This is a genomic window from Burkholderia sp. BCC1640 (assembly GCF_902833125.1).
Classification (GTDB): Bacteria; Pseudomonadota; Gammaproteobacteria; order Burkholderiales; family Burkholderiaceae; genus Burkholderia; species Burkholderia diffusa.
Map to the genome: position 1 here is coordinate 87,804 of NZ_CADFEF010000011.1, position 21,427 is coordinate 109,230.

Annotated in this window: 13 protein-coding genes and 2 tRNA genes; 10 read left to right on the plus strand and 5 right to left on the minus strand. The window is 67.0% G+C overall.

Annotated elements, in window-relative coordinates:
* Window positions 1–2: 2 nt before the first annotated feature.
* A complete protein-coding gene (locus tag HWX25_RS14340; RefSeq protein ID WP_175908889.1) occupies window positions 3–1,148 on the minus strand; it encodes a glycerate kinase in 1,146 nt (381 codons plus the stop codon).
* 387 nt (window positions 1,149–1,535) lie between these two features.
* On the opposite strand from HWX25_RS14340, the gene tig reads away from it, so the two are divergent.
* The 7 genes from tig to HWX25_RS14375 all read left to right on the plus strand — a co-directional run bounded on the left by tig (window position 1,536) and on the right by HWX25_RS14375 (window position 10,187).
* The gene (tig, locus tag HWX25_RS14345; protein ID WP_059817653.1) at window positions 1,536–2,882 is read left to right on the plus strand and encodes a trigger factor; all 1,347 of its coding nucleotides are present in this window, start codon (window positions 1,536–1,538) and stop codon (window positions 2,880–2,882) included.
* Between the two features lie 140 nt (window positions 2,883–3,022).
* The gene (clpP, locus tag HWX25_RS14350; RefSeq protein WP_006496351.1) at window positions 3,023–3,676 is read left to right on the plus strand and encodes an ATP-dependent Clp endopeptidase proteolytic subunit ClpP; all 654 of its coding nucleotides are present in this window, start codon (window positions 3,023–3,025) and stop codon (window positions 3,674–3,676) included.
* 164 nt (window positions 3,677–3,840) lie between these two features.
* Window positions 3,841–5,112 carry an ATP-dependent Clp protease ATP-binding subunit ClpX gene (gene clpX / locus HWX25_RS14355; protein ID WP_006754177.1) on the plus strand — a complete coding sequence of 424 codons (1,272 nt, stop codon included), beginning with the start codon at window positions 3,841–3,843 and terminating at the stop codon, window positions 5,110–5,112.
* Between the two features lie 197 nt (window positions 5,113–5,309).
* Window positions 5,310–7,733 carry an endopeptidase La gene (gene lon, locus HWX25_RS14360; protein ID WP_044843675.1) on the plus strand — a complete coding sequence of 808 codons (2,424 nt, stop codon included), beginning with the start codon at window positions 5,310–5,312 and terminating at the stop codon, window positions 7,731–7,733.
* A gap of 206 nt (window positions 7,734–7,939) precedes the next feature.
* Window positions 7,940–8,015, plus strand: a tRNA-Val gene (locus tag HWX25_RS14365).
* Between the two features lie 23 nt (window positions 8,016–8,038).
* Window positions 8,039–8,115: transfer RNA gene (locus HWX25_RS14370), tRNA-Asp, on the plus strand.
* Window positions 8,116–8,252: 137 nt separating this feature from the next.
* Window positions 8,253–10,187 (plus strand): SurA N-terminal domain-containing protein, encoded by a 1,935-nt coding sequence (locus HWX25_RS14375; RefSeq protein WP_175908890.1) that lies wholly within the window; start codon window positions 8,253–8,255, stop codon window positions 10,185–10,187.
* A gap of 112 nt (window positions 10,188–10,299) precedes the next feature.
* On the opposite strand, the gene HWX25_RS14380 is transcribed toward HWX25_RS14375, so the two are convergent.
* Window positions 10,300–10,974 carry an arylesterase gene (locus HWX25_RS14380; RefSeq protein ID WP_059693358.1) on the minus strand — a complete coding sequence of 225 codons (675 nt, stop codon included), beginning with the start codon at window positions 10,972–10,974 and terminating at the stop codon, window positions 10,300–10,302.
* Between HWX25_RS14380 and HWX25_RS14385 the strand changes: the two genes are divergently transcribed.
* Complete coding sequence (locus HWX25_RS14385; protein ID WP_059529693.1) at window positions 10,973–11,674, plus strand: ABC transporter ATP-binding protein; 702 nt, start codon at window positions 10,973–10,975, stop codon at window positions 11,672–11,674. The two genes, HWX25_RS14380 and HWX25_RS14385, sit on opposite strands and share 2 nt — an antisense overlap.
* 75 nt (window positions 11,675–11,749) lie before the next feature.
* Here HWX25_RS14385 and pgi read toward each other — a convergent pair whose 3' ends face one another.
* From pgi to HWX25_RS14400, 3 genes are all read right to left on the minus strand, one after another.
* A complete protein-coding gene (pgi, locus tag HWX25_RS14390; protein WP_175908891.1) occupies window positions 11,750–13,372 on the minus strand; it encodes a glucose-6-phosphate isomerase in 1,623 nt (540 codons plus the stop codon).
* Between the two features lie 111 nt (window positions 13,373–13,483).
* A complete protein-coding gene (locus tag HWX25_RS14395) occupies window positions 13,484–15,028 on the minus strand; it encodes an NAD(P)H-hydrate dehydratase (RefSeq protein WP_175908892.1) in 1,545 nt (514 codons plus the stop codon).
* A gap of 51 nt (window positions 15,029–15,079) precedes the next feature.
* Window positions 15,080–16,381: an FAD-dependent oxidoreductase gene (locus HWX25_RS14400; protein ID WP_059817645.1), complete on the minus strand. Its 1,302-nt coding sequence runs from the start codon at window positions 16,379–16,381 to the stop codon at window positions 15,080–15,082.
* Between the two features lie 330 nt (window positions 16,382–16,711).
* On the opposite strand from HWX25_RS14400, the gene purL reads away from it, so the two are divergent.
* On the plus strand, window positions 16,712–20,776 hold the full coding sequence (gene purL, locus HWX25_RS14405; protein WP_175908893.1) for a phosphoribosylformylglycinamidine synthase: 4,065 nt from the start codon (window positions 16,712–16,714) through the stop codon (window positions 20,774–20,776).
* Complete coding sequence (locus HWX25_RS14410) at window positions 20,776–21,318, plus strand: N-acetyltransferase (protein ID WP_175908894.1); 543 nt, start codon at window positions 20,776–20,778, stop codon at window positions 21,316–21,318. The genes purL and HWX25_RS14410 overlap by 1 nt, the downstream gene beginning before the upstream one ends.
* Window positions 21,319–21,427: the final 109 nt, after the last annotated feature.

Consider the following 21,427-nt stretch of genomic DNA (forward strand, 5'->3'; position numbering starts at 1 on the left):
GGTCAGTGTGCGCCGTACTTCAGCCGTGTCAACTGTTCGGCTTCGTTCGCGAGCAGGTTCGCCGCGTCGCGGATTGCGACGTCGAGCGTAATCGGGCCGGGCGCGGGCGAGAAGCAGCCGGAAAAGTGTTCGGACAGGCGCGGCAGTGCGGCCGGGTCGACCGCGCCCGACAGCAGCGACGCGGGCACGCCCGCGGCCCGCGCATGACGGCAGGCGATGAACGGTGCCTTGCCGTGCAGCGTCTGCACGTCGGAGCGGCCTTCGCCGGTGATCAGCCAGTCGGCGCCGGCGAGCGCGGCATCGAGCCCGATCTGCCGCGCGACGACTTCCGCACCGGCTTCGAATTGTGCGCCCAGCATGTGGAGCGCGAATCCGAGGCCGCCCGCGGCGCCGGCGCCTGGCAGCTCACGGCCTCGCCGGTCGAGCGCGGCCTCGAGCAGGTCGGCGAAACGGCCGAGCGCGGCGTCGAGGGTCGCAACGTGCTCGGGTGTCACGCCCTTTTGCGGACCGAACACCGCGGTCGCGCCGTGCGCGCCCGTCAGTGGGTTGTCGACGTCGGACATGCCGATGAATTCAGTTTCCTTCAGGCGCGGATCGAGCCCCGACGCGTCGATCCGCGCGATATCGGCGAGCCGCGCCGGGACGGGTTCGACCGGCTGGCCGGCCGCGTCGAAGCATTGCAGGCCGAGGCCCGCGAGCAACCCGGCGCCCGCGTCGTTGGTGCTGCTGCCGCCGAGCGCGACGAAGAAGCGGCGCACACCCTCGTCGAGCAGCGTGCGGATCGCTTCACCCATGCCGCGCGTGCTGCGCGCGTCGACGGGCACGCTCATGCCGACCGCGTCGGTGATCCCGACGATCTCGGCTGTCTCGACGATCGCGGTGCGCGCGTCGATCACGCCGACCGCCGCGTCGCGTGCCGCGAGCGATGCGCCGGCCACCCGCACCGTGCGCCGCGTGCCGCCGCTCGCTAGCATCGCGTCGAGCGTGCCTTCGCCGCCGTCGGCCATCGGGCAGCAGCGCACGACCGCGTCGGGACGGGCACGGCGGATGCCGGTGGCGATCGCGTCCGCGACCTGCTCGGCGGAAAGCGAGCCTTTGAACGAATCGGGCGCGATGACGACGACAGGCGCGGACGGGTGTTGCGGCATGGTGTCTCCGGAAGGCGTGATTGGTGTGAAGAATGGCGGCCGCAATCGCGGCGCATCCTCATTCGGAGCTTACAGGATGGCGGGCCCGCGGTGGATACGCCGTTCGGCATAGCGGCGATCCGCGCGCATTGCCGTGCGCGGGAGCGGGCGGCATGGCCGGTCGGCATCGTTGTCGTACCGATCTGGCGGTACGAGGAAAATTGTTTGCTAGAATAGTCGATTCTTCCGGCCAAAGCCGTGCTCCGAGCCGCTTGCGCTAGCCATCCGGCGCGTGCAGGGATGGCGTGGCGCTCCGGCGCGGCGTGTGCATGCGATGCACCTCACGCCGCAGGCAGGCACGGCAAGGAAAACCCGATTCGCTCGAATAATTTTAGGACGATTGAAGCCATGGCTAACGTTGTTGAGAACCTCGGCAAGCTTGAACGCCGCGTGACGATTTCCCTGCCGAAGGACACCGTGCAGAAGGAAATCGACGCCCGTATCCAGAAACTCGCGAAGAACGTTCGCATGCCGGGTTTCCGCCCGGGCAAGGTGCCGCTCAAGATGGTCGCCCAGCAGTACTCGGGTCAGGTCGAGGCGGAAGTGCTGAGCGACAAGATCGGCCAGGAATTCTTCACGATCAGCCGCGCGGAAAACCTGCGCGTCGCCGGCCAGCCGAGCTTCGAGCCGAAGCAGGAGCAGGCTGAGGACGCATACGCGTTCGACGCGACGTTCGAGGTTTACCCGGAAGTGAAGATCGGCGATCTGGCGACGGCTGAAGTCGAGCGCTCGACGACGTCGATCGGCGACGCCGAAATCGACCGCACGCTGGAAATCCTGCGCAAGCAGCGCGTGCACTACCACGCTCGCGGCGAAGCCGGCGAGCATGGCGACGGCGGCGCGGACACTGCAGCGAAGAACGGCGACCGCGTGACGGTCGACTTCGTCGGCAAGATCGACGACGTCGCGTTCCAGGGCGGCACGGCCGAAGACTTCCCGTTCGTGCTCGGCGAAGGCCGCATGCTGCCGGAATTCGAAACGGCGGCGCTGGGCCTGAAGGCTGGCGAACAGCGTACGTTCGACCTGAAGTTCCCGGACGATTACCACGGCAAGGACGTGGCGGGCAAGACGGCGCAATTCACGGTCACGATGAAGAAGATCGAGTGGCCGCACATGCCGGAAATCGACGGCGAGTTCGCGAAGTCGCTCGGCATCGAAGACGGCGACCTGACGAAGATGCGCGCCGAAATCAAGGAAAACCTCGAGCGCGAAGCGAAGCGTCGCACGCAAGCCATCGTCAAGAACCAGGTGATGGACGCGCTGCTGAAGATTTCCGAACTCGACGTGCCGAAGGCGCTGATCGAGCAGGACCAGCAACGTCTCGTCGAAATGGCTCGCCAGGATCTGGCGCAGCGCGGCGTGCCGAACGCGAAGGACGCACCGATCCCGGCCGAGATGTTCGCCGAGCAGGCAGAGCGTCGCGTGAAGCTGGGCCTCGTGCTGGCCGAGCTCGTGAAGTCGAACAGCCTCGAAGCGAAGCCGGAGCAGATCCGCGCGGAAGTCGACGAGTTCGCGAAGAGCTACGAAGACCCGAAGGAAGTGGTCCGCTGGTATTATTCGAACCAGCAGCGCCTCGCCGAGATGGAAGCGTTCGTCGTTGAAAGCAACGTCGTCGACTTCGTGCTGGGCAAGGCAAAGGTGACGGACAAGGAAGTGAGCTTCGAGGCACTCGCGAGCGCATCGGCGCAAGCGTAAGTGTCGCTCTAGCGGCGTGCCGGCTGTCGGAGCGACGGCCCGCACGCCGTTTTTACGTCAAGCGCACGGTTGCCATTAATATGGCGATTGAGCGGGCGGCTTCCCTCCGTTCAATTTTCCATTCGAACAAGGTTCATTGAATGATCACTCGCGCTGAATTGCTGGACATGCTTGCTTCGAACGCGCCGCAGGGTTTCGAGGCGCAAGCGCTGGGGCTGGTGCCGATCGTCGTCGAAACGAGCGGCCGCGGCGAGCGTTCGTACGATATCTATTCGCGTCTCCTGAAGGAGCGCCTGGTGTTCATGGTCGGTGAAGTGAACGACCAGACCGCCAACCTCGTGGTTGCGCAACTGCTGTTCCTCGAGAGCGAGAATCCCGACAAGGACATCAGCCTCTACATCAACAGCCCGGGCGGTTCGGTGTCTGCCGGCATGGCGATCTACGACACGATGCAGTTCATCAAGCCGGACGTGTCGACCCTCTGCATGGGCCTTGCGGCCAGCATGGGCGCGTTCCTGCTCGCGTCGGGCGCGAAGGGCAAGCGTTTCGCGCTGCCGAACTCGCGCGTGATGATTCACCAGCCGCTCGGCGGCGCGCGCGGCCAGGCGTCCGACATCGAGATCCAGGCACGCGAAATCCTCTACCTGAAGGAACGGCTGAACAACCTGCTCGCGCAGCATACGGGTCAGGACGTCGAGCGCATCGCCCGCGACACCGACCGTGATAACTTCATGTCGAGCGAAGATGCGAAGGCGTACGGGCTGATCGATCAGGTGCTGCTGAAGCGCCCGTGAGCTTAAGTGGGGTGCCGCCCCGATTCGCGCGGTGCCCCTGCAACGTCCCGAGTGCTCTGAGCATCTGCGGCAAGCGCATCCAGCCGGCTCCGGTCGCGCCCTAGGCGCGGCGTCCGGAGCATTCGGCGTATCATGTCATTTACCTGTCCGGAGGCTCTACATTCATGGCGGACAAAAAAGGTTCGAACAGCGAGAAGCTGTTGTATTGCTCGTTTTGCGGGAAGAGCCAGCATGAGGTGAAGAAACTCATCGCGGGCCCGTCGGTATTCATCTGCGATGAGTGCATCGACCTCTGCAACGAGATCATTCGAGACGAGGCGGCTGCCGCCGGCGTCGAGGCCAGCCTGTCCCGGTCGGATCTGCCGAGCCCGCAGGAAATTCGCGACATCCTCGATCAGTACGTGATCGGCCAGGAGCGCGCGAAGAAGATCCTCGCGGTGGCCGTGTACAACCACTACAAGCGCCTCAAGCACCTCGACAAGAAGGACGACGTCGAGCTGTCGAAGAGCAACATCCTGCTGATCGGCCCGACGGGCTCCGGCAAGACGCTGCTCGCGCAGACGCTCGCGCGGTTGCTGAACGTGCCGTTCGTGATCGCCGATGCGACGACGCTGACCGAAGCCGGCTACGTCGGCGAGGACGTCGAGAACATCATCCAGAAGCTGTTGCAGAACTGCAACTACGAGGTCGACAAGGCCCAGCGCGGGATCGTCTACATCGACGAAATCGACAAGATCAGCCGCAAGTCGGACAACCCGTCGATCACGCGCGACGTGTCGGGCGAGGGCGTCCAGCAGGCACTGCTGAAGCTCGTCGAGGGTACGATGGCGTCGGTGCCGCCGCAGGGCGGCCGCAAGCACCCGAACCAGGATTTCATTCAGGTCGACACGACCAACATCCTGTTCATCTGCGGCGGTGCGTTCGACGGTCTCGAGAAGGTGATCACCGATCGTACCGAAAAGACGGGCATCGGCTTCGGCGCGACGGTCAAGAGCAAGCAGGAACGCGATGCGGGCGAAGTGCTGCGCGAAACGGAACCGGAAGATCTGATCAAATTCGGTCTGATCCCCGAATTGATCGGCCGTCTGCCGGTGGTCGCGACGCTCGGCAAGCTCGATGAAGCCGCGCTGATGAAGATTCTCGTCGAGCCGAAGAATGCGCTCGTCAAGCAGTATCACAAGCTGTTCGCGATGGAGCGCGTCGAGCTGGAAATCCGGCCGGGCGCGCTGCAGGCAGTCGCCCGCAAGGCGATCCGCCGCAAGACCGGCGCGCGCGGTTTGCGTTCGATCATCGAACAGGCATTGCTCGACGTGATGTACGAGCTGCCGGCGATGAAAGGGGTCAGCAAGGTCATCATCGACGAGAACGTCATCGATGGCGACGGCAAACCCCTGCTGATCTATGAGGACACGCCGAAGGTGGCGGGTTCGAACTGACCGGCTTGCCGACGATGTTCTGCGAAAAAGGCCGTTCATGAGTCCGTGGGCGGCTTTTTTTCGTTTATCTTGTGGGTAACTCTGACTCGACACGCGGTGGTTACTTTCTTACCGAATATTTCCCGCACTTGAAGGCTTGCAATTCGTTGTGGCGGCCTCAATTACCGAACAATTGATTCCACTCATGGGGAAATGAAATGTCAGGCACCCAACTTCTCCCGCCGGAACGCATCACGCTCCCGCTGCTGCCGCTGCGGGATGTCGTCGTTTTCCCGCACATGGTGATTCCGCTCTTCGTGGGCCGGCCGAAATCGATCAAGGCCCTCGAAGCAGCGATGGAAGGCGGCAAGCACATCATGCTCGTCGCCCAGAAAACCGCGGCCAAGGACGAACCGACCGAAAAGGACATGTACGAGGTCGGTTGTATCGCCAACATCCTGCAGATGCTGAAGCTGCCGGACGGCACCGTGAAGGTGCTCGTCGAGGGCCTGCAGCGTGCGAAGGCGTTGTCGATCGAAGAGCAGGAGACGCAGTTCTCCTGTGAAGTAATGCCGCTCGAGCCCGATCACGCCGACAGCGCGGAAACGGAAGCGCTGCGCCGTGCGATCGTGTCGCAGTTCGACCAGTACGTGAAGCTGAACAAGAAGATCCCGCCGGAGATTCTCACGTCGCTGTCGGGCATCGATGAAGCCGGTCGCCTCGCGGACATGATCGCCGAGCGTCTGCCGCTGAAGCTCGACCAGAAGCAGCACATCCTCGAGATGTTCCCGGTCATCGAGCGCCTCGAGCACCTGCTCGCGCAGCTCGAAGCCGAGATCGACATCCTGCAGGTCGAAAAGCGCATCCGCGGGCGCGTGAAGCGCCAGATGGAAAAGAGCCAGCGCGAGTACTACCTGAACGAGCAGGTCAAGGCGATCCAGAAGGAACTGGGCGAAGGCGAAGAGGGTGCGGACCTCGAGGAACTCGAGAAGCGCATCAATGCCGCGCGCATGCCGAAGGAAGCGAAGAAGAAGGCCGATGCCGAACTCAAGAAGCTGAAGCTGATGTCGCCGATGTCGGCCGAAGCGACCGTCGTGCGCAACTACATCGACACGCTGATCGGCCTGCCGTGGCGCAAGAAGAGCAAGGTCAACAACGACCTGTCGAACGCCGAGCAGGTGCTCGACGAGGATCACTTCGGCCTCGAGAAGGTGAAGGAACGTATCCTCGAGTACCTCGCGGTGCAACAGCGCGTGGACAAGGTGAAGGCGCCGATCCTGTGCCTCGTCGGGCCCCCGGGCGTCGGCAAGACCTCGCTCGGCCAGTCGATCGCTCGTGCGACGAACCGCAAGTTCGTCCGGATGGCGCTCGGCGGCGTGCGTGACGAAGCCGAGATCCGCGGTCACCGCCGCACGTACATCGGCTCGATGCCGGGCAAGATCCTGCAAAGCCTGGCGAAGGTCGGCGTGCGCAATCCGCTCTTCCTGCTCGACGAAGTCGACAAGATGGGCATGGATTTCCGCGGCGATCCGTCGTCGGCGCTGCTCGAAGTGCTCGATCCGGAACAGAACCACACGTTCGCCGACCACTACATCGAAGTCGACTTCGACCTGTCGGACGTGATGTTCGTCGCGACGTCGAACTCGCTGAACATCCCGCCGCCGCTGCTCGACCGGATGGAGGTGATTCGTCTGTCGGGTTACACGGAAGACGAGAAGGTCAGCATCGCGCAGCGCTACCTGCTGCCGAAGCAGAAGAAGAACAACGGTCTGAAGGACGGCGAGATCGAGGTCACCGAGCAGGCGATCCGCGACATCATCCGCTACTACACGCGCGAAGCCGGTGTGCGTTCGCTCGAGCGGGAAGTGTCGAAGATCTGCCGCAAGGTCGTGAAGATGCTGTTGCTGAAGAAGGCATCGGGCGCGATCAAGGTCGATGGAGAGAACCTCGATACGTTCCTCGGCGTGCGCAAGTACGACTTCGGCCTCGCGGCGAAGGAAAACCAGGTCGGTCAGGTGACGGGCCTCGCGTGGACGGAAGTCGGCGGCGACCTGCTGACGATCGAAGCCGCGGTGATGCCGGGCAAGGGCAACGTGATCCGCACGGGTTCGCTCGGCGACGTGATGAAGGAGTCGGTCGAGGCTGCGCGTTCGGTCGTGCGCTCGCGTTCGCGCCGTCTGGGTATCAAGGACGAGGCGTTCGAGAAGCAGGACATCCACATCCACGTGCCGGAAGGCGCGACGCCGAAGGACGGTCCGTCCGCCGGCGGTGCGATGACGACCGCGCTGGTGTCGGTGCTGACGGGGATCCCCGTGCGTGCCGATGTCGCGATGACGGGCGAGATCACGCTGCGTGGCGAAGTGCTGCCGATCGGCGGGCTGAAGGAAAAGCTGCTGGCTGCGCATCGCGGCGGCATCAAGCTCGTGCTGATCCCGGAAGAGAACGTGAAGGATCTCGCGGACATTCCGGACAACGTGAAGAACGCGATCGAGATCGTGCCGGTCCGCTGGATCGACAAGGTGCTCGAGCTCGCGCTCGAACGTACGCCGACCCCGCTGCCGCCGGAAGAGGAGGCGAAGGCTGCGGCACCGGTCGGCGAGGCGGCGAAGGATGCCGGCTCGACGGAAGTCGTCAAGCACTGAAAACCTGAACGCCGTCTCTGACGGTTGTTCACGAAACCCGCGGCGTGTCCGCGGGTTTTTTTTATGTGCTTCGACATCGCGGGTTGAGCGACGCGTTAAAATTTTTCGCGTGCGGGCTTGGCAAAATGATCGGGGATGAATTAAACTTGCGGGCTCGCTGGTTGTTGATGCCGAAACGCAGATCGCAGCCAGAACGAATCGGAAACGGGTGCTTAGCTCAGCTGGTAGAGCGGCGCCCTTACAAGGCGTAGGTCGGGGGTTCGAACCCCTCAGCACCCACCAGTTTCCTGATTCAGCCAGACCAAGGAGCGGTAGTTCAGTCGGTTAGAATACCGGCCTGTCACGCCGGGGGTCGCGGGTTCGAGTCCCGTCCGCTCCGCCAGAAAATGAGAAAGCCCGCCTTGTGCGGGCTTTTTCATTTGCGTCGTCGGTTGCGCCCGTTCGTTGCGCACCTGCTTTTCTCCCGTGCCACCCCGTATGTTGTAATATCGGACGTTTTGTCCAATTTTCCCGTCACGCATGCTCGATTTCTTCCGTAATCACCAGCGCCTGATGATGGCGCTCCTGCTCCTGATCGTGTTGCCGGGGCTGGGTTTCGTCGGGATCCAAGGTTTCCGCGGCTTCTTCGACGACAGCGCGAACGTCGCGGCGATCAACGGGCACAAGATCACGCGGGTCGAATTCGACGGCGCGTTCCGCCAGCAGATCGACCAGGCGCGCCAGGCGCTCGGCGGGCAGTTCGACATCAAGGCATTCGACACGCCCGAACATCGCAAGCAAGTGCTCGACGGCCTGATCCAGCAACGCGTGCTGGCCGACGAGACGCAGCGCCTGCACCTGACCGCATCCGACAATGCGGTGCGCGACGCGCTGATGAGCGACCCGATGATCGCGTCGCTGAAGAAACCCGACGGTACGATCGACGTCCAGCGCTACGCGCAACTGTTGTCGTTCCAGGGGATGACGCCCGAGCAGTACCAGGAACGCGTGCGCTACAGCCTCGCGCTGCAGCAGATTCCGGCGAGCATCGTGGCGAGCGCATTCACGCCGAAGGGGCCGGCGCAACGGCTGTCGGAACTGGCTGCGCAGCAGCGAGAAGTGCAGGCGCTCGTGCTGAAGACGAGCGACTACGCGACGAAGGTGCAGCCGACCGACGCACAGCTCACCGCATACTACGACGCGCACAAGCAGGGCTTCGCGACGCCGGAAACCGCGACGATCCAGTATCTCGTCTATTCGCCGGCTGCTGCCGCCGCGAGCGCGCAGCCGACCGATGCCGACATCAAGAAGTTCTACGACGACAACCCGACGCACTTCCGCTCGGAAGCGCAGGTGCGCGTGAGCCACATCTTCATCGCCGCGGCGAGCGACGCAAGCGCGGCTGACAAGGCGACCGCGAAGGCGAAGGCCGAGCAGCTGCTGGCCGACGTGAAGGCGCATCCGGACCAGTTCGCGCAGATCGCGCAGAAGAGCTCGCAGGACGCACCGTCGGCGGCGAAGGGCGGCGATCTGGGCTTCATCACGCGTGGCTCGACGGCGGGCGGCAAGGCGTTCGACGATGCCGCGTTCGCGCTGAAGCAGGGCGACGTGAACGGTATCGTGCAATCGGATCTCGGTTTCCACATCCTGAAGGCGACGGAAGTGAAGCCGTCGGTGGTCAAGCCGTTCGCGGACGTGAAGGACCAGATCGCAGTCGACCTGAAGCAGCAATACGCGGCGAAGGCGTTCTCGGACAACGCGGAAGGCTTCACGTCGACCGTCTATGAAAAGGCGAAGACGCTGCAGCCGGCCGCCGACAAGTACAAGCTGACGATCCAGACGGCCACCGTCACGCCGACGCCGAATCCGCAACTGCCGCCGACGAGCCCGCTGAACAATCCGAAGTTCCTCGCTGCGGTGTTTGCGAACGACTCGGTGAAGAGCCAGAACAACACGCAGGCGATCGACGTGGGCAACAACACGCTGATCTCGGCGCGCGTGACCGACTACAAGCCGGCGGCCGTGCCGGCACTCGACACGATCAAGGACGTGGTGCGTCAGAAGGTCATCGCCGAGCAGGCCGCGGAACTCGCCAAGAAGGACGGCGCGGCGAAGCTGGCCGAGCTGCAGAAGTCGAAGTCGGTCGATGGCTTCACGGCCGCGCAGAAGGTGTCGCGCACGCAGTCGCAGGGCTTGACGCCGGCGGCGCTGAGCGCCGTCTACAAGGTCGATGCGAAGACGCTGCCGGCATACGTCGGTGTCGATCTCGGCGTGGACGGCTACGCGATCTATCGCGTGAACGCGGTGATCCCGGGCACGGCCGTCGATCCGCAGCAGCTCGCGGCCGCGCAGCAGCAGATGGCGCAGGTCGAAGCGCAAAGCGAAGGCGAAGCGTATCTCGCCGCGCTGCGTGACCGCTCGAAGGTGAAGCTGTACGGCACCACGCAGAGCCAGTCGCAGGATGGCGGCAACTAAGCCACAGCCAAGCGACAACCAAGCGAAGCGCCGTTCCCGGTTTCGCGTGCAGCAACACAAAGCCCCGCCCGAAGCGGGGCTTTTTGCTTTCCGGCGATGGGGCGCCGCGAGGTCAGCCGCGCGGCTTGCCGAGCAGCGGCTTCAGCGCCGGCCAGACGTTGTCGAGCAGGATGCCCTGTGCCTGCTGCGCGGGATGCATCTGGTCCGACTGGAACATCTCCGGCTTGTTCTCGATGCCGGCCAGCAGGAACGGCACGAGCGGTACGCCGAGTTCCTTCGACAGGCGCGTGTAGACCGCATGGAATTTCTGCGTGTAATCGGGCCCGTAGTTGGGCGGCACGTACATGCCGACCAGCACGACCTTCGCGCGCGCTTGCCGCGCATCGGCGATGATGTCGCGCAGGTTCTGTTCGGTCGTCGCGAGCGGCACGCCGCGCAGCGCGTCGTTCGAGCCGAGTTCGACGACGACGATCGACGGCTTGAGCCGTTGCAGCACCGCAGGCAGTCGCGCGCGGCCGCCGCTCGTGGTGTCGCCGCTGACGCTTGCGTTCGCGACGCTATAATCGATTCGCTCGGTCGCGAGCCGTTGCCGCAGCAACGCAACCCAGCCGGTGTCGCGTGGCAACCCGTATTCGGCCGACAGGCTGTCGCCGAGCACGACGAGCGCGGGCTGGCCCGATGTCGAGGCCGCCGCCGTTGCGGCGCGTGCGGGCACGTTTGCTGCGAGCAGGGTACCCAGCAGCGCGGCGAACGCCGCGCGTCTTTTCCAGCGGAATGTCGTGTCCATGTTCAAGATTACCGATCCGATCATCGAAGTCCATGACGTGTGCAAGCGGGTCGCCGACGCAACGGGCGAGCTGACGATCCTCGACGGCATCACGTTCGCCGTGCGGCCCGGCAGCAGCCTCGCGATCGTCGGCGCATCGGGGTCGGGCAAATCGACGCTGCTCGGCCTGCTTGCGGGATTGGACAGCGCGACGAGCGGCACGGTTCGCCTGCTCGGCCGCGCGCTCGACCAGCTCGACGAGGACGAGCGCGCCGCGCTGCGCAACGGCGCGGTCGGATTCGTGTTCCAGTCGTTTCAGTTGATGCCGCACCTGACGGCACTCGAGAACGTGATGCTTCCGCTCGAGCTGCAAGGCGGCATCAACGCGCGCGACGCCGCCGATCGGGCACGCGCGTTGCTCGTGCAGGTCGGTCTCGGCGAGCGCACCGCGCATTATCCGAAGCTGCTGTCGGGTGGCGAGCAACAGCGCGTCGCGCTTGCGCGCGCGTTCGTCACGCATCCCGCAATCCTGTTCGCCGACGAACCGACCGGCAGTCTCGATGCAGCCACCGGCCACGCCGTCATCGACCTGATGTTCAAACTGAACCGCACGCACGGCGCGACGCTCGTGCTCGTCACGCACGATGCCGAACTCGCGCGGCGCTGCGCGACGACGATCACCATCGACGCCGGCCGCATCGTCGCGCCGCACGCGGCATAGCGCGAGACCGAATTTCTTGCCGGCCGCGCAGGGTGGCTCACCCGGTGCGGCCGGCGTGCGTTCGACGCTGTCGCGTCAGCGCTTGAGCGCCGCACGCGCGCGCTCGATCAGCGCGGTCGTCGACGAATCGTGCTTCGTGGGATCGACCGCTTCGGCCGACAGGTCGGATTCGACGACCTTGCCGAGAATCTTGCCGAGCTCGACGCCCCACTGGTCGAACGGATTGATGTCCCATACCGTTGCCTGCACCAGCACCTTGTGCTCGTAGAGCGCGATCAGCGCGCCAAGCGTGCGCGGCGTCAGCGCATCCACCAGCAGCGTCGTCGTCGGGCGGTTGCCGGGGAAGGTCAGGTGCGGCGCAAGCGCTTCCTTGCCGGGGCCGGCGACCTTGCGCGCTTCGTCGAGCGTGCGGCCGAGCATCAGCGCTTCACTCTGCGCGAAGCAGTTCGCGAGCAGCTTCGGATGATGGCTCGCGAGCGGATGCTCGGGTGTCAGTACCGCGATGAAGTCGATCGGCACGATCGTCGGGCCCTGGTGCAGCATCTGGAAAAACGCGTGCTGGCCGTTGGTGCCCGGCTCGCCCCACGTGACGGCCGACGTCGGGTAGTCGACGAACGTGCCGTCCAGGCGTGCGGACTTGCCGTTGCTTTCCATCTCCAGCTGCTGCAAGTACGACGGCAGGTAGTGCAGCGCTTCCGAATACGGCGCGACGAGATAGCTCTGCGAGCCGAAGAAGTTGCGATACCAGATGCCGATCAGGCCGAGCAGCACCGGCAGGTTGCGCTCGAGCGGCGCTTCGCGGAAATGGCGATCCATGTCGTTCGCGCCGGCGAGGAGTTCGTCGAACTGCTCGGGCCCGATCGCGATCATGATCGACAGGCCGACCGCCGACCACAGCGAATAGCGGCCGCCGACCCAGTCCCACATTTCGAACACGTTGTCGGCGGAGATGCCGAACTTCACGACTTCGGCCGGGTTCGCCGACACGCCGACGAAGTGCTTCGCCAGCGCATCTTCCGGGCAGCCGCGCGCGACGAACCAGTCGCGCAGCGAGCGTGCGTTCGTCATCGTCTCGAGCGTCGTGAAGGTCTTCGACACGATGATCGCGAGCGTTTCCTCCGGGTCGACCTGTTCGAGCACGCGCGCGAGATCGGCGCCGTCGACGTTCGATACGAAATGAGTCGAAATGTCGGGCGTCGCGACATGGTGCAGCGCATGCGTGACCATCTTCGGTCCGAGATCCGAGCCGCCGATGCCGATGTTGATCACGTGGCGGATGCGCTTGCCGGTGTAGCCGGTCCACGCGCCGCTGCGCACGGCGCGTGCGAAGGTCGCCATCTTCGCGCGCTCGGCGCTGACCTGCGCATGGAACGGCGCGTGCGGGTCGGTCGCGCGCAATGCCGTGTGCAGCGCGGCGCGGCCTTCGGTCGGGTTGACGATCTCGCCGGCGAACATCGCGTCGCGGCGCGCCTCGACGCCCGCTTCGCGGGCCAGCTGCACGAGCAGGCGCAGCGTGTCGTCGTTGATGCGGTTCTTCGAGAAGTCGGCCGCAAGGCCGCCGCCGGGGATCGTGAAGCGTTCGGCGCGGGTCGGCGCGCGGTCGTTTTCCGGCGCGAACCAGTCGCGCAGCCGCGCGTGGCGGATTTGTTCGAAGTGGGATTGAAGGGCAGTCCAGGCGGGGAGCGAATTCAGCGTCATGGCGGTTCGAGTGAAGCGTGAATCGGGAGGAATGCCGCGCCGGCGCATCGGGATCGGAACGCCGGCGGACGAGCGGGCCCGCCGTGCGGCGGGGCACCCAGTATAGCGGCGTTATATGTCGGCGCGCGCCGACGGGTAAAAAAGGCGATTGATCAGCGTGCGCACCATCGGCGCGAGTTCGCCCGCGGTGAGGCCGGCCGGCCCCGTGCCGTTCGCGGTCAGCGTGTCGGCCGCGAGGCCGTGCAGGTATACGCCCGCAAGCGCGGCTTCGTACGGCGCGACGCGCTGCGCGAGCAACGCGCCGATCAGGCCGCCGAGCACGTCGCCGGTGCCGCCGGTGGCGAGCGCAGCATTGCCGGTCGGATTGATCGTCAGGCGGCCGTCGGGCGCCGCAATCACCGTGCCCGAACCCTTCAGCACGACGATGCTCGCGTAGCGCGCGGCCAGCGTCTGCGCCGCGGCCAGCCGGTCGTGCTGCACCGTCGCGGTATCGCTGCCGAGTAGCCGCGCTGCCTCGAGCGGATGCGGTGTCAGCACGCACGCGTTGCCCCGGGCGCCGCGGGCGGCGACGGCGGCGGCGAGGTCGGCGTGCGTCGCGACGAGGTTCAGCGCGTCGGCGTCGAGCAGGGTCGCGGCGTCGTGCGCGAGCACGTCGCGCACGAGGGCGACCGCGGCCTCGCGCGCGCCGAGGCCGCAGCCTGCCGCGATCGCGGACATCGCATCGAGCTCGAGGCTGTCCGCGGGATGCAGCATCAGTTCGGGAAACGGCGGGTCGTACGGCGGCGCGCCGGCGCCGAGGAAGCCGACATGCACCTTGCCGGCGCCCGCGAACAGCGCGGCACGCGCGGCGAGGATCGGCGCGCCGCACATGCCGGTGTCGCCGCCGAGCACCGCCAGGCTACCGAACGTGCCCTTGTGCGAAGCGAACGCGCGGGCGGGCAGCGCGGCGGCGAACCGTGCCGGTGCATTCAGCACGACGGCTGGCGCGGCGGGCGGTGCGACGTCGAGCGACGCGATGTCGATCTCGCCGGCGAGGTCGCGGCCGTCGCCGGTATAAAGCCCCGGCTTCGCGCCGATGAAGGTGAGCGTGTGCGTCGCGGTGACGGCCACGCCCGCGCCGACGATCCGGCCCGTGTCGCTGTCGAGCCCGCTCGGTACGTCGAGCGCGAGCACGCGGCCGCCGCTTCGGGCATGTGCGGCGATGCGCGCGGCCTGGGCGGCGAACGGTCCGTCGAGTGCGCGCGCGAGGCCGATGCCGAACAGCCCGTCGACGACCCACGCGTAATCGTCGAGCGAGGCGGGCGGTTCGGTCGACAGCGGCACGCCGGCCGCGCGCGCGAGGCCGAGCGCCCATTGCGCATCGTCGGGCTTGACCGGCACCGGCATCCAGGCCTGCGTCGCGACGCCGAGCTGCTGCAGTTGTGCGGCGGCCACCAGCGCGTCGCCGCCGTTGTTGCCGGGGCCGACCGCGAACCAGACCGGGCGGTCGTCTCCGGCCACCCGTTCGGACAGCCAGCGCGCGGCGGCGGCGCCCGCGCGGCCCATCAGCGTGTGCGGCGGCAGTTCGGCGGTCGCGGCGGCCTCGGCCGCGCGCAGGTCGGCGACGCGCAGCAGCGCGAGCGGGGCGGAGTCGGGAAGCGGGCGGGGATTCGTCATCGCGGGGTCATGGCGGCGGGAGGAGGCCGCCCCGGGACGGGCCCGTGGCGGTCAGGTCGTGAAGCGCGCGGGGCTCAGCGCGGCGAGCGTGTCGGCGGGCCACTGCTGCGTGTCGCCGCTCAGACAGTCTGTCACCACTTTAGCAGACCCGCACGCGAGGCCCCAACCGGCCGGGCCATGCCCGAAATTGACGAACACGCGCGGATGCGGGGTCGGACCCACGACCGGCAGGCCGTCCGGCGACAGCAGCTGCGTGCCTTGCCACGACAGCGCGGCGGAAATCTTCGCGGCGCCCGGCACCCAGTCGTGGACGGCCTGGCCGAGCAGCGCGAGCGCGGCCTCGGACAGCGGCTCGGGGAGCGGCTTCGCGGTGTCGGCGAGGCTCTGCAGCACGGCGCCGCCGCCGATGCGCAGCCGCTGGTGGGTGCGCGTGATCGAAATCCGCTTGATCGAATCGACGACGCTCAGGTGCGGCGCATGTTCTTCGTAAGCGACCGGGGCGGTCAGCGTATGCGTGCGCACCGGATGCAGCGGCAGCCGCCAGCCGAGACGCTCCAGCAGCGGCAGGCTGCCGGCGCCCGCGGCGACCACGATCGCGTCGGCCGACATGACGTCGACCTCGTGCGCCTTCGTCGCGTGCCGGCCGCCGGCCGGCGCGAGCTCGACCGCGGCCCGGCCGGTGTCGACGCGGATCGCGGCGACGTCCGCGCCGAAGCGGAACTGCACGCCGTGCTCGTCGAGCGTCTGCTTGATCAGTTTCGCGAACAGCGGGCAATTTCCGGTGCGCTCGCTCTCGAGCAGCACGCCGCCGGCAAAGCCGGGCTCGGCCGGCACCGAAGGCTCGAGCGCCGCGCATTCGTCGGCCGTGAGCACCCGGTACGGTTGGTCGAGCGCACGCAGCAGGTCGAGTGCCGGTTGCAGCGCTTCCCAGTCGCGCGGGTCGCGCACGACGTGCAGGATCCCGGGTTTCTGCTCGAATTCGATCTGGAGGCGCGCCTCGATGTCGGCGAGCGACTCGCGCGACGCGTCGATCAGCGGGCGCAGCCGCGCATACTGCGCGGCGAATGCGTCGGGCTCACGCAGCGCGGCGAGCTGCTTGACGAAGCGGCGCACGCCGCCGTTGAAGCCCGGCTTGTAGACGATGCCGGCGTCACGCGGCTGGCGCTGGCGCATGAAGGTCGGCCCGAACCAGACGTCGAGCGGGCTCGGCAGCAGCGTGCCGCCGTCGCCGTAGGTCGCGCCCTGCGCGACGGTCGCGTGGCGTTCGACCACGCACACACGATGGCCGGCCGCGCGCAGCTGGTAGGCGGTGGCGACGCCGCTGATTCCGCCGCCGATGACGATGACATCCATGGATTGCTTCGATGACGGGCGGCATGCATGCCGCCCGGTGAGGATTCGCTGACGGGCTCCCGGCCCGGTGAACCGGGAATGATAGCGCCAAAATCGCGCGAACCGGCGTCGCGCGACCTCGTCCGATTCCGCCATCGCGTGGTCGCCGGCCGCCGCGGCCGTGCGTGCCGGTCCGGCGGCCGGCTGTGCGCCGCGGATGCCGACGCACCGTTGCGGTGCGTGACGGGTGCCGATCAGCCGGTCTGGGACGGCCGACTTCCGGGTATAATTACGGCCTTCCTTTCGCCCCACGTCGCCACCTCGCGCGACTCATCGACGTCAGTCCAGCCCATGGCTCACTTCTCGTGTTTTCCCGGCGCTTCGGCCCTCTCCGATTTCCGTCAAACCCGTCTGCTCGACACGCTCAGGCAAATCGACGCCAACATCGTCGCGGTGCGCGGCCAGTTCCTGCACTTCGTCAATGCGGCCGAGCCGCTGTCGGCCGACGACAGCGCACGCATCGACGCGCTGATGCACTACGGCGCGCCGTTCGAGCCGGCGGCCGAGAAGGGCACGGCCGAGACGTTCGTCGTGCTGCCGCGCTTCGGCACCGTTTCGCCGTGGGCGAGCAAGGCGACCGACATCGCGCAGCACTGCGGCCTCACGCAGGTGCGCCGCATCGAACGCGGCGTCGAATTCACGGTCACGCTGAAGTCGGGCCTGCTCGGCGGCAAGAAGGCGCTGTCCGACGACGCGCGTGCAGCCGTCGCGGCCGCGCTGCATGACCGGATGACCGAAAGCGTGGTCGCCGCGCGCGACGACGCGAAGCACCTGTTCGACGAGTTGCCGGCCAAGCCGCTCGCGACCGTCGACGTGCTGGGCGTCGGCCGCGCCGCGCTCGAGCGCGCGAACGTCGAGCTGGGCCTCGCGCTCGCCGACGACGAGATCGACTACCTGGTCGACGCGTTCCGCAAGCTCGAACGCAACCCGACCGACGTCGAACTGATGATGTTCGCGCAGGCGAACAGCGAGCATTGCCGCCACAAGATCTTCAACGCGCAGTGGACGATCGACGGCGAAGCGCAGGACATGTCGCTGTTCGCGATGATCCGCAACACCGAGAAGCTGAGCCCGCAAGGCACGATCGTCGCGTATTCGGACAACTCGTCGATCATGGTCGGCGCCGAAGCCGAGCGCTGGTTCCCGCGCAACGCGGGCGCGGCCGGCGAGCCGGGCGAACGCTACGGTCGTCACACCGAGCTCACTCACACGCTGATGAAGGTCGAGACGCACAACCACCCGACGGCGATCTCGCCGTTCCCGGGCGCGGCGACCGGCGCGGGCGGCGAGATCCGCGACGAAGGCGCGACGGGCCGCGGTGCGCGTCCGAAGGCCGGCCTCACGGGCTTCACCGTGTCGAACCTCGATCTGCCGGACGCACGCCAGTCGTGGGAAAACGCACGCGACGCGGCGCAGCCGGTCGGCGAGCGCAACCCGAACGATGCGCACGGCCCATACGGCCGCCCGGACCGCATCGCGTCGCCGCTGCAGATCATGATCGACGGCCCGCTCGGCGGCGCCGCGTTCAACAACGAATTCGGCCGTCCGAACCTCGGCGGCTACTTCCGCGTGTACGAGCAGAACGTCGGCGGCCAGGTGCGCGGCTATCACAAGCCGATCATGATCGCGGGCGGCCTCGGCAACATCGCGGATCAACACACGCACAAGCACAACGTGCCGGCAGGTTCGCTGCTGATCCAGATCGGCGGCCCTGGCATGCGGATCGGCATGGGCGGCGGCGCGGCGAGTTCGATGGCGACCGGCGCCAACACGGCCGAACTCGACTTCGACTCGGTGCAGCGCGGCAACCCGGAAATCGAGCGGCGCGCGCAGGAAGTGATCAACGGCTGCTGGCAGCTCGGCGCGGAAAACCCGATCCTGAGCATCCACGACGTCGGCGCGGGCGGCCTGTCGAACGCGTTCCCCGAAATCGTCGACGGCGCGGGCAAGGGCGCGCGCTTCGAACTGCGCAAGGTCGCGCTCGAGGAATCGGGCCTGTCGCCGCGTGAAATCTGGTCGAACGAGGCGCAGGAGCGCTACGTGCTGGCGATCGCGCCGGCCGACCTGCCGCGCTTCGAGGCGATCTGCGCACGCGAGCGCTGCCCGTTCGCGGTGGTCGGCGTCGCGACCGACGAACGCCAACTGAAGCTCGTCGACGACGAAGCAACGGGCATCGAGGAATTCCCGGTCGACATGCCGATGGAAGTGCTGCTCGGCAAGCCGCCGCGCATGCACCGCGACGTCGCGCGCGTCGCGACCGAGCGCGCGCCGGTCGAGGTGACGGGCATCGCGTTGTCGGAAGTCGCGGTCGACGTGCTGAAGCACCCGACGGTCGGCAGCAAGTCGTTCCTGATCACGATCGGCGACCGTTCGGTCGGCGGCACGTCGGTGCGCGACCAGATGGTCGGCCCGTGGCAGGTGCCGGTGGCCGACTGCGCGGTGACCGCGCTCGACTACGCGGGCTTCAAGGGCGAGGCGATGACGATGGCCGAGCGCACGCCGCTCGCGGTGATCGACGCGCCGGCATCGGGCCGCATGGCCGTCGGCGAGGCGATCACGAACATCGCGAGCGCGCCGATCGCGTCGCTCGACAAGCTGAAGCTGTCGGCGAACTGGATGGCCGCGTGCGGCACGGCCGGCGAGGACGCCGCGCTGTTCGACACGGTCAAGGCGATCGGCATGGAGCTGTGCCCGGCGCTCGGGATCGGCATCCCGGTCGGCAAGGATTCGCTGTCGATGAAGACCAAGTGGGACGAGCAGGGCGTCGCGAAGGAAGTGGTGTCGCCGGTGTCGCTGATCATCTCCGCGTTCGCACCGGTCGAGGACGTGCGCCGTCACCTGACGCCGCAACTGCGCCGCATCGCCGACGCGGGCGACAGCGTGCTGATCGCGATCGATCTCGGCCGCGGCAAGAACCGGATGGGCGGCAGCATCTTCGCGCAGGTCACGCAGCAGGTCGGCGATACGACGCCGGACGTCGACGATCCGGAAGACCTGAAGCGCTTCTTCAACGCGATCCAGTCGCTCAACGCGCAAGACAAGCTGCTCGCGTACCACGACCGCTCGGACGGCGGCCTGTGGGCAACGGTGTGCGAAATGGCGTTCGCGGGTCACGCGGGCGTGTCGCTGAACGTCGACATGCTGACGCTCGACCCGAATCACGAATCGGACTACGGCGACGCGAAGGACTGGGCAAAGCAGACGAGCGGCCGTCGCGAGGATCGCACGCTGCGCGCGTTGTTCTCGGAAGAACTCGGCGCCGTCGTGCAGGTGCGCGCGGCCGATCGCGACGCGGTGCTCGGCGCGCTGCGCGAGTTCGGTCTGTCGGCGTGCTCGCACGTGATCGGCACGGTCAACGATCGCGACGTGATCGAGGTGTACCGCGACGCGAAGAAGGTGTTCGACGCGCCGCGCGCTGAACTCCATCGCGCGTGGAGCGAAGTGAGCTGGCGCATCGCGCGCCTGCGCGACAACCCCGCTTGCGCGGATGCCGAATACGACGCGCTGCTGGACGCGGCCGACCCGGGCATCTCGCCGGTGCTGAGCTTCGATCCGGCCGACGACATCGCAGCACCCTTCATCGCGACGGGCGCCCGCCCGCGTGTCGCGATCCTGCGCGAGCAGGGCGTGAACTCGCATCTCGAGACGGCCTATGCGTTCGACCGCGCGGGCTTCGATGCGCACGACGTGCACATGAGCGACCTGCTGGCCGGCCGCGCGACGCTCGCCGATTTCGCGGGCGCGGTGGCATGCGGCGGCTTCTCGTACGGCGACGTGCTGGGTGCGGGCGAAGGCTGGGCGAAGACGATCCGCTTCAACGCGAATCTCGCCGACATGTTCTCGGCCTTCTTCGCGCGTCCCGACACGTTCGCGCTCGGCATCTGCAACGGTTGCCAGATGCTGTCGAGCCTCGCGTCGATGATTCCGGGCGCGGAGGCATGGCCGAAGTTCACGCGCAACAAGTCGGAGCAGTTCGAGGCGCGCTTCTCGTTCGTCGAAGTGGAGAAGTCGCCGTCGATCTTCTTCGCGGGGATGGAAGGCTCGCGGATTCCGGTGGCGGTCGCACACGGCGAAGGCTATGCGGACTTCTCGCAGCAGGGCGACATCGATCGCGTCGCGGTCGCGATGCGCTACGTCGACCACCGTGGCGAGGCGACCGAGCGTTATCCGTTCAACCCGAACGGCTCGCCGGCCGGCATCACGTCGGTCACGACGGCCGACGGCCGCTTCTCGGTGCTGATGCCGCACATGGAGCGCGTGCACCGCACGGTCACGATGAGCTGGCATCCGGAAGGCTGGGGCGAAGCGAGCCCGTGGATGCGCGTGTTCCGTAACGCACGCCGCTGGATCGGCTGATGTTCGATCCGCACGCACCGGTCGAGATCGTCACGCTGCGCGACGAACGCGCGAGCGATGTCGATGCGATCGGTCGCGTGATCGTGACCGCGTTCGCGGACGAGCCGCAGCACGGTCAGTTCGAACGGCAGATCGTCGATGCGCTGCGCGCGGAGGGTGTGCTCAGCGTGTCGCTCGTCGCGGAGCGCGACGAGCGCGTGATCGGTCACGTCGCGTTTTCGCCGGTGTCGATCGACGGCGAGCCGGCTGGCAGCCAGCAATGGTACGGGCTCGCACCGCTCGCGGTGCTGCCCGAATGCCAGCGGCAAAGCATCGGCGCGGGGCTCGTGCGCACGGGGCTCGACGCGTTGCGCCGGCTCGGTGCGCGCGGCTGCGTCGTGCTCGGCGATCCCGCGTATTACGCGCGCTTCGACTTCGTGCAGTCCGGCGATCTGGTGTTCCCGGATGCGCCGCCCGAGTATTTTCTCGCGCTGGCGTTCGAAGAAGCCGCGCCGCGGCCGTCGGGTGAAGTCCGCTACCACGATGTGTTTTATCCGGCATAGCGGCTCGCCGCGCTGCGCGAACGTTATCCCGCAGTCCTGAAAAGCCGCCTCGAAGCGGCTTTTTCTTTGCGCGGCCGCCGCGAGGGCTGGCCGACCACAGGCATGCGTG

Excerpts from the sequence above, each read along its gene's own strand:
- HWX25_RS14340 (WP_175908889.1), bottom strand. The coding sequence starts at position 1,148 with ATGCCGCAACACCCGTCCGCGCCTGTCGTCGTCATCGCGCCCGATTCG.
- tig (WP_059817653.1), top strand. The coding sequence starts at position 1,536 with ATGGCTAACGTTGTTGAGAACCTCGGCAAGCTTGAACGCCGCGTGACG.
- clpP (WP_006496351.1), top strand. The coding sequence starts at position 3,023 with ATGATCACTCGCGCTGAATTGCTGGACATGCTTGCTTCGAACGCGCCG.
- clpX (WP_006754177.1), top strand. The coding sequence starts at position 3,841 with ATGGCGGACAAAAAAGGTTCGAACAGCGAGAAGCTGTTGTATTGCTCG.
- lon (WP_044843675.1), top strand. The coding sequence starts at position 5,310 with ATGTCAGGCACCCAACTTCTCCCGCCGGAACGCATCACGCTCCCGCTG.
- HWX25_RS14375 (WP_175908890.1), top strand. The coding sequence starts at position 8,253 with ATGCTCGATTTCTTCCGTAATCACCAGCGCCTGATGATGGCGCTCCTG.
- HWX25_RS14385 (WP_059529693.1), top strand. The coding sequence starts at position 10,973 with ATGTTCAAGATTACCGATCCGATCATCGAAGTCCATGACGTGTGCAAG.
- HWX25_RS14380 (WP_059693358.1), bottom strand. The coding sequence starts at position 10,974 with ATGGACACGACATTCCGCTGGAAAAGACGCGCGGCGTTCGCCGCGCTG.
- pgi (WP_175908891.1), bottom strand. The coding sequence starts at position 13,372 with ATGACGCTGAATTCGCTCCCCGCCTGGACTGCCCTTCAATCCCACTTC.
- HWX25_RS14395 (WP_175908892.1), bottom strand. The coding sequence starts at position 15,028 with ATGACGAATCCCCGCCCGCTTCCCGACTCCGCCCCGCTCGCGCTGCTG.
- HWX25_RS14400 (WP_059817645.1), bottom strand. The coding sequence starts at position 16,381 with ATGGATGTCATCGTCATCGGCGGCGGAATCAGCGGCGTCGCCACCGCC.
- purL (WP_175908893.1), top strand. The coding sequence starts at position 16,712 with ATGGCTCACTTCTCGTGTTTTCCCGGCGCTTCGGCCCTCTCCGATTTC.
- HWX25_RS14410 (WP_175908894.1), top strand. The coding sequence starts at position 20,776 with ATGTTCGATCCGCACGCACCGGTCGAGATCGTCACGCTGCGCGACGAA.